This is a genomic window from Streptomyces sp. NPDC054847, from assembly GCF_053610925.1.
Genome location: NZ_JBSGZJ010000399.1, coordinates 1 through 6,534 on the forward strand (window position 1 = coordinate 1; position 6,534 = coordinate 6,534).

Below are 6,534 nucleotides of genomic sequence, written 5' to 3' on the forward strand. Positions count from 1 at the left end.
GTCTCACACGGGATCAGTGCAGGGACGCGTACGTGTTCCAGCTGGTGCCGATCGAGACACGCGGCTTGAACGGGCTCTTGCCGTCGGCGTCGTAGCGGTAGAGCGTGCCGCCGGAGGTGGTCGCCAGCAGGTCGGCGCGACCGTCGCCGGTGATGTCACCGGGCGCCACCAGCTTGTTGTAACCCTGCCAGCCGCTGCCGATCAGCTGCCGGGACTCGAAGACCCAGCCCGCCTGGCCGTGGCCCTTGTAGAGGTACAGCTGGCCGGCGGGGGTGCGGGCCACGATGTCGGCGAAGCCGTCACCGGTGATGTCGCCGGCGCCGACGATGGCGTTGTAGCCGTTCCAGCCGGCGCCGATCTTGATCCGGGGAGTCACGGCGGTACCGCTGCCGTTGCCCGGGTAGAGCCACAGGACGCCCGAGGAGTCGCGCGCCAGCAGGTCGCCCTTGCCGTCACCCGACAGGTCGCCGGGGCCGACGAGGGCGTTGTAGATCTGCCAGCCCTTGCCCAGGTAGGCGCCCTCGTAGCCGTACGACAGGTTGTAGAGACCGCCGTCGTAGACCTCGAACAGGTCGGCATAGCCGTCGTTGTCGACGGACGAGGACAGCGTCAGCTTCGCGCCCTGCCAGCCGCTGCCGAGCTGCTCGCGCGCGCTGAGCCGGCCGTTGTTCAGGGCGTGGTAGGCGTAGAGCACGCCGGACTTGTCGACCCCGAAGACCTCGCGCTTGCCCCACGCCGGGTTGTTGCCCGCCCCGGCGAACTGGGACACCGCCTCCCAGCCGGTGCCGAGCTGCTCACGGGGCTTGAGGTTCCCCGTGCCGTCGGCGATGTAGGAGTAGATCGTGCCGGAGAGCGAGCGGCCGACCACGTCCCCGAGACCGTCACCGTCGATGTCGTCGAAGCTGGTGATGGTGTTGTAGATCTGCCAGCCGTGACCCGCCTTGACCCGCTCCTTGAACGGGCGCTGGGCCTCCGCGGTGCCCGAGTAGAAGTACAGGTCACCGGAGGGCGTACGGGCGTACAGGTCCGCGATCGCGTCGTTGTTGACGTCGTTGACGCCGACGATCTGGTCGTAGGCCTGCCAGCCGCTGCCGACCTTCACCCGCGCCGACAGCGGCGTGGACAGGTCCGCGGTGCCCTTGTACAGCCACAGCTCGCCGCCGTGGGTGCGCGCCAGCACGTCACCGACGCCGTCACCGGTCAGGTCGCCGGGCGAGAACACCTTGTTGTAGATGTTCCACCCGTTGCCCGACCAGAAGGAGTAGCCGCTCGTGAGGTCGGACCGGTACGCGGTGAGCCGGCCGGTCGTCGACAGGGTGAAGTGCGTCGGGCTCTCCGGCGCCGCGGACTGCAGCCCGGCGAGGGAGAACACGTCCTTGAAGGACTCCTCGGTGTAGTCGAAGAGGTACTCCCCGCCCGCGGAGGCCGAGGCCTCCAGCCACCACTGACCGCCGATGCCCCGGTACAGGACGTCGCTGATGCCGTCGCCGTCCACGTCGCTGCGCGGCCGCGCCACGGCGAGCGCCGCGTCCGCCGAGGCGGCGGAGCGGTCCTTGTCGGTGCGCAGGTTCGGCAGGGTCACCTGCGCCCGGCCGGCGTCCGCCGCCGGCTTCTCGGCCGGCAGCGGCCGTACGGGAGCGTCGTCCGCGCTCGCCGGGGTGGCGAGGAGCATGCCCGCGGCGAGAGCGAGTGCCGTGCAGGCCGCGATGCGCCGGCCCGTCGGTGCGGGACGGCGGCTCAGGTTCACAGAAGTCAAAGTCCCCCCAGGGAAGATGATCGCTTCACGGCCCGATCCGGGGCCGTGGCACTGCTTAGACGATCAACAGGGGTGGAGGGATGTACGGGAAAACGGGTCAGTTCTTGCGATGGCCTATCAGCCTCGGCTTCTGCTCCAGACCGTCGAGCCCGTGCCACGCCAGATTCACCAGATGCGCCGCCACCTCCGCCTTCTTCGGACGGCGCGCGTCGAGCCACCACTGGCCCGTGAGGGCCACCATGCCGACCAGCGCCTGCGCGTACAGCGGGGCCAGCTTGGGGTCGAAACCGCGGTTCTTGAACTCCATGCCCAGGATGTCCTCGACCTGGGTGGCGATGTCGCTGATGAGCGAGGCGAACGTGCCCGTCGACTGGGCGACGGGCGAATCACGCACCAGGATGCGGAAACCGTCCGTGTACGCCTCGATGTAGTCCAGCAGCGCGAAGGCCGCCTGCTCCAGCAGCTCACGCGGATGCCCGGCGGTCAGCGCCCCCGTCACCATGTCGAGCAACTGGCGCATCTCGCGGTCCACCACGACCGCGTAGAGCCCCTCCTTGCCGCCGAAGTGCTCGTACACGACCGGCTTGGACACCCCGGCCTTGGCCGCGATCTCCTCGACGGACGTGCCCTCGAAGCCCTTCTCCGCGAAAAGGGTGCGGCCGATGTCCAACAACTGCTCACGGCGCTCCGCGCCGGTCATGCGTACCCGTCGGGCGCGCCTGCCGCCCGACGCCCTGGTCTTGTCCGGACTGCCGATACTTCCGTCACTCGCCACGATGTCAATCATGCCGCGTTTACGGCATCGCCCTCGCGGCGGGCTTCGCCGGAGTCGTCGCGGCGGGCGTCGAGACGGGACTGCTGCGGCCAGCGCACGTCGTAGGCCCAGCCGGCCTTCTCGAACCAGCGGATCAGCCGTGCGCTGGAGTCGACCTGGCCGCGCAGCACGCCGTGCCGAGCACTCGTCGGGTCGGCGTGGTGCAGGTTGTGCCACGACTCACCGCAGGACAGCACCGCCAGCCACCACACGTTGCCCGAGCGGTCACGGGACTTGAAGGGGCGCTTGCCCACGGCGTGGCAGATGGAGTTGATCGACCAGGTCACATGGTGCAGCAGCGCCACACGGACCAGTGAGCCCCAGAAGAAGGCGGTGAACGCGCCCCACCACGACATCGTCACCAGACCGCCGACCAGGGGCGGGATCGCCAGCGACAGGATGGTCCAGTAGATGAAGTCGCGCGAGATCCTGCGGAGCGCCGGGTCCTTGATCAGGTCCGGTGCGTACTTGTGCTGCGGCGTCTGCTCCTCGTCGAACATCCAGCCGATGTGCGCCCACCACAGGCCCTTCATCAGCGCCGGGACGGTCTCGCCGAACCGCCACGGGGAGTGCGGGTCGCCCTCGGCGTCCGAGAACCTGTGGTGCTTGCGGTGGTCGGCCACCCAGCGCACCAGCGGTCCCTCGACCGCCAGCGAACCCATGATCGCCAGGGCGATGCGGAGCGGCCGCTTCGCCTTGAACGAGCCGTGGGTGAAGTAGCGGTGGAAGCCGATGGTGATGCCGTGGCAGCCGATGTAGTACATGGCCACCAGCAGGCCGATGTCGAGCCAGCTCACGCCCCAGCCCCAGGCCAGCGGCACCGCCGCCAGGAGCGCGAGGAACGGGACCGTGATGAACAGGAGCAGAGTGATCTGCTCGATCGACCGCTTGCTGTCTCCGCCCCGGGTGGCCGAGGGGAGGGGGGAGTCCGGAGTGCCGGCTACGTCGTCCAGCAGATCAGGGCTTGTGGTCATGAGGGTTCCCTGGGGGTGGGGAGAGAGGGGACGGACGCCTGGCTACGGATCCGTAACCTACGGCGACGTAAGTATGGCAGTGCACGGCGGCGCGGCAAGAGACCTGTGGACAACGCCGGGAAAACGGCCACCTATCCTGGATGGCGTCGGACAGCGCGGTCCGCAAGCCTCCAGTACCCCTCCAGACGTGCTCAAACACTGCAAGGAGCCGCACCTGTGAGCAGTGCCGACCAGACCCCCACCGCCAGTGCAGAACTGCGTGCCGACATCCGCCGACTGGGCGATCTTCTGGGCGAGACCCTCGTCCGCCAGGAGGGCCCGGATCTTCTCGACCTCGTCGAGCGGGTCCGCGCCCTGACACGCACCGACGGTGAGGCCGCCGCCGAGCTGCTGGGCGACACCGACCTGGAGACCGCGGCCAAGCTGGTCCGCGCCTTCTCCACGTACTTCCACCTGGCCAACGTCACCGAGCAGGTGCACCGCGGCCACGAGATGCGCGAGCGCCGCGCCGCCGAGGGCGGCCTGCTGGCCCGCACCGCCGACATGCTCAAGGACGGCGACCCCGAGCACGTACGCGAGACCGTCAGGAACCTCAACGTGCGGCCGGTGTTCACCGCGCACCCGACCGAGGCCGCCCGGCGCTCCGTGCTCAACAAGCTCCGCCGCATCGCCGAGCTGCTGGAAACCCCGGTCATCGCCTCCGACCGGCGCCGGCACGACCTGCGCCTCGCCGAGAGCATCGACCTGATCTGGCAGACCGACGAGCTGCGCGTCGTCCGCCCGGAGCCCGCGGACGAGGCGCGCAACGCCATCTACTACCTCGACGAACTGCACGCGGGCGCCGTCGGCGACGTCCTCGAGGACCTCGCCGCCGAGCTGGAGCGCGTCGGCGTCGAGCTGCCGCCCGGCACCCGGCCGCTCACCTTCGGCACCTGGATCGGCGGCGACCGCGACGGCAACCCCAACGTCACGCCCGCCGTCACCTGGGACGTGCTGATCCTCCAGCACGAGCACGGCATCACCGACGCCATCGAGGTCATCGACTACCTGCGCGGACTGCTGTCCAACTCCATCCGCTACGCCGGGGCGACCGAGGAACTGCTCGCCTCCCTGCAGACGGACCTCGAGCGGCTGCCCGAGATCAGCCCCCGCTACAAGCGCCTCAACGCGGAGGAGCCCTACCGGCTCAAGGCCACCTGCATCCGCCAGAAGCTCGTCAACACCCGCGAGCGCCTCGCCAAGGGCACCCCGCACGAAGAGGGCCGCGACTACCTCGGTACCGCCGAGCTGATCAGCGACCTCACCCTCATCCAGACCTCGCTGCGCGAGCACCGCGGCGGGCTCTTCGCCGACGGCCGCATGGACCGGGTCATCCGCACCCTCTCCGCGTTCGGCCTCCAGCTCGCCACCATGGACGTCCGCGAGCACGCCGACGCCCACCACCACGCCCTCGGCCAGCTGTTCGACCGGCTCGGCGAGGAATCGTGGCGGTACGCGGACATGCCGCGCGACTACCGGCAGAAGCTGCTCGCCAAGGAGCTCCGCTCCCGGCGGCCCCTCGCGCCCACCCCGGCACCGCTGGACGCCGCGGGACAGAAGACCCTCGGCGTCTTCCACACGGTCAAGGAGGCCTTCGAGCGGTTCGGCCCCGAGGTCATCGAGTCGTACATCATCTCGATGTGCCAGGGCGCGGACGACGTGTTCGCCGCGGCGGTCCTCGCCCGCGAGGCCGGTCTGATCGACCTGCACGCCGGCTGGGCCAAGATCGGCATCGTGCCGCTGCTGGAGACCACCGACGAGCTGAAGGCCGCGGACGTCATCCTCGAGGGCATGCTCGCCGACCCCTCCTACCGGCGGCTCGTCTCGCTGCGCGGCGACGTCCAGGAGGTCATGCTCGGCTACTCCGACTCCTCCAAGTTCGGCGGCATCACCACCAGCCAGTGGGAGATTCACCGCGCCCAGCGCAGGCTGCGTGACGTCGCCCACCGCCACGGCGTGCGGCTGCGCCTCTTCCACGGCCGCGGCGGCACCGTCGGCCGCGGTGGCGGCCCCTCCCACGACGCGATCCTCGCGCAGCCCTGGGGCACGCTCGAGGGCGAGATCAAGGTGACCGAGCAGGGCGAGGTCATCTCCGACAAGTATCTGATCCCGTCCCTGGCCAGGGAGAACCTCGAACTGACGGTCGCCGCCACGCTCCAGGCCTCCGCCCTGCACACGGCGCCCCGCCAGTCCGACGAGGCGCTGTCCCGCTGGGACGCGGCCATGGACACCGTCTCCGACGCCGCGCATGCCGCCTACCGCAGGCTCGTCGAGGACCCGGACCTGCCGGCGTACTTCTTCGCCGCCACCCCCGTCGACCAGCTCGCCGAACTGCACCTCGGCTCGCGGCCCTCGCGCCGCCCCGACTCCGGCGCCGGCCTCGACGGACTGCGGGCCATCCCGTGGGTGTTCGGCTGGACGCAGTCGCGGCAGATCGTGCCGGGCTGGTTCGGTGTCGGCTCCGGCCTCAAGGCGCTGCGCGAGGCCGGTCTGGACACCGTGCTCGCGGAGATGCACGGCAACTGGCACTTCTTCCGCAACTTCATCGCCAACGTGGAGATGACGCTGGCCAAGACGGACCTGCGGATCGCCCGCCACTACGTCGACACGCTGGTGCCGGAGAACCTGAAGCACGTCTTCGAGGCCATCGAGGCCGAGCACGCGCTCACCGTCAGCGAGGTGCTGAAGGTGACGGGCAACGACGAACTGCTCGGCTCCAACCCCGTGCTCCAGCAGACGTTCGCCATCAGGGACGCCTATCTGGACCCGATCTCCTACCTCCAGGTGGCGCTGCTCAAGCGTCAGCGCGACGCGGCCGAACGCGGCGAGGAGGCGGACCCGTTGCTGGCCCGCGCCCTGCTGCTGACGGTCAACGGCGTCGCGGCGGGCCTGCGCAACACCGGCTGACGCCGGGTGACATGAAGGTGCCCCCGCCGGCCGCTGACGTGCAG

General features: G+C 70.0%; 4 protein-coding genes. 1 reads left to right on the forward strand and 3 read right to left on the reverse strand.

The window, feature by feature from the left end; genetic code table 11:
* Positions 1-13: 13 nt before the first annotated feature.
* The 3 genes from ACWGH4_RS28375 to ACWGH4_RS28385 all read right to left on the reverse strand — a co-directional run bounded on the left by ACWGH4_RS28375 (position 14) and on the right by ACWGH4_RS28385 (position 3,544).
* Positions 14-1,747 carry an FG-GAP repeat domain-containing protein gene (locus ACWGH4_RS28375; protein WP_453465946.1) on the reverse strand — a complete coding sequence of 578 codons (1,734 nt, stop codon included), beginning with the start codon at positions 1,745-1,747 and terminating at the stop codon, positions 14-16.
* Positions 1,748-1,853: 106 nt separating this feature from the next.
* Positions 1,854-2,543 carry a TetR family transcriptional regulator gene (locus ACWGH4_RS28380; RefSeq protein WP_441264969.1) on the reverse strand — a complete coding sequence of 230 codons (690 nt, stop codon included), beginning with the start codon at positions 2,541-2,543 and terminating at the stop codon, positions 1,854-1,856.
* Entirely contained in the window at positions 2,540-3,544 is a 1,005-nt protein-coding gene (locus ACWGH4_RS28385; RefSeq protein ID WP_453465948.1) for an acyl-CoA desaturase, read from the reverse strand. The genes ACWGH4_RS28380 and ACWGH4_RS28385 overlap by 4 nt, the downstream gene beginning before the upstream one ends.
* Before the next feature lie 216 nt (positions 3,545-3,760).
* Here ACWGH4_RS28385 and ppc point away from each other — a divergent pair, with 216 nt between their 5' ends.
* Positions 3,761-6,490 carry a phosphoenolpyruvate carboxylase gene (gene ppc / locus ACWGH4_RS28390; RefSeq protein ID WP_453465950.1) on the forward strand — a complete coding sequence of 910 codons (2,730 nt, stop codon included), beginning with the start codon at positions 3,761-3,763 and terminating at the stop codon, positions 6,488-6,490.
* The last annotated feature ends 44 nt before the right edge of the window (positions 6,491-6,534 follow it).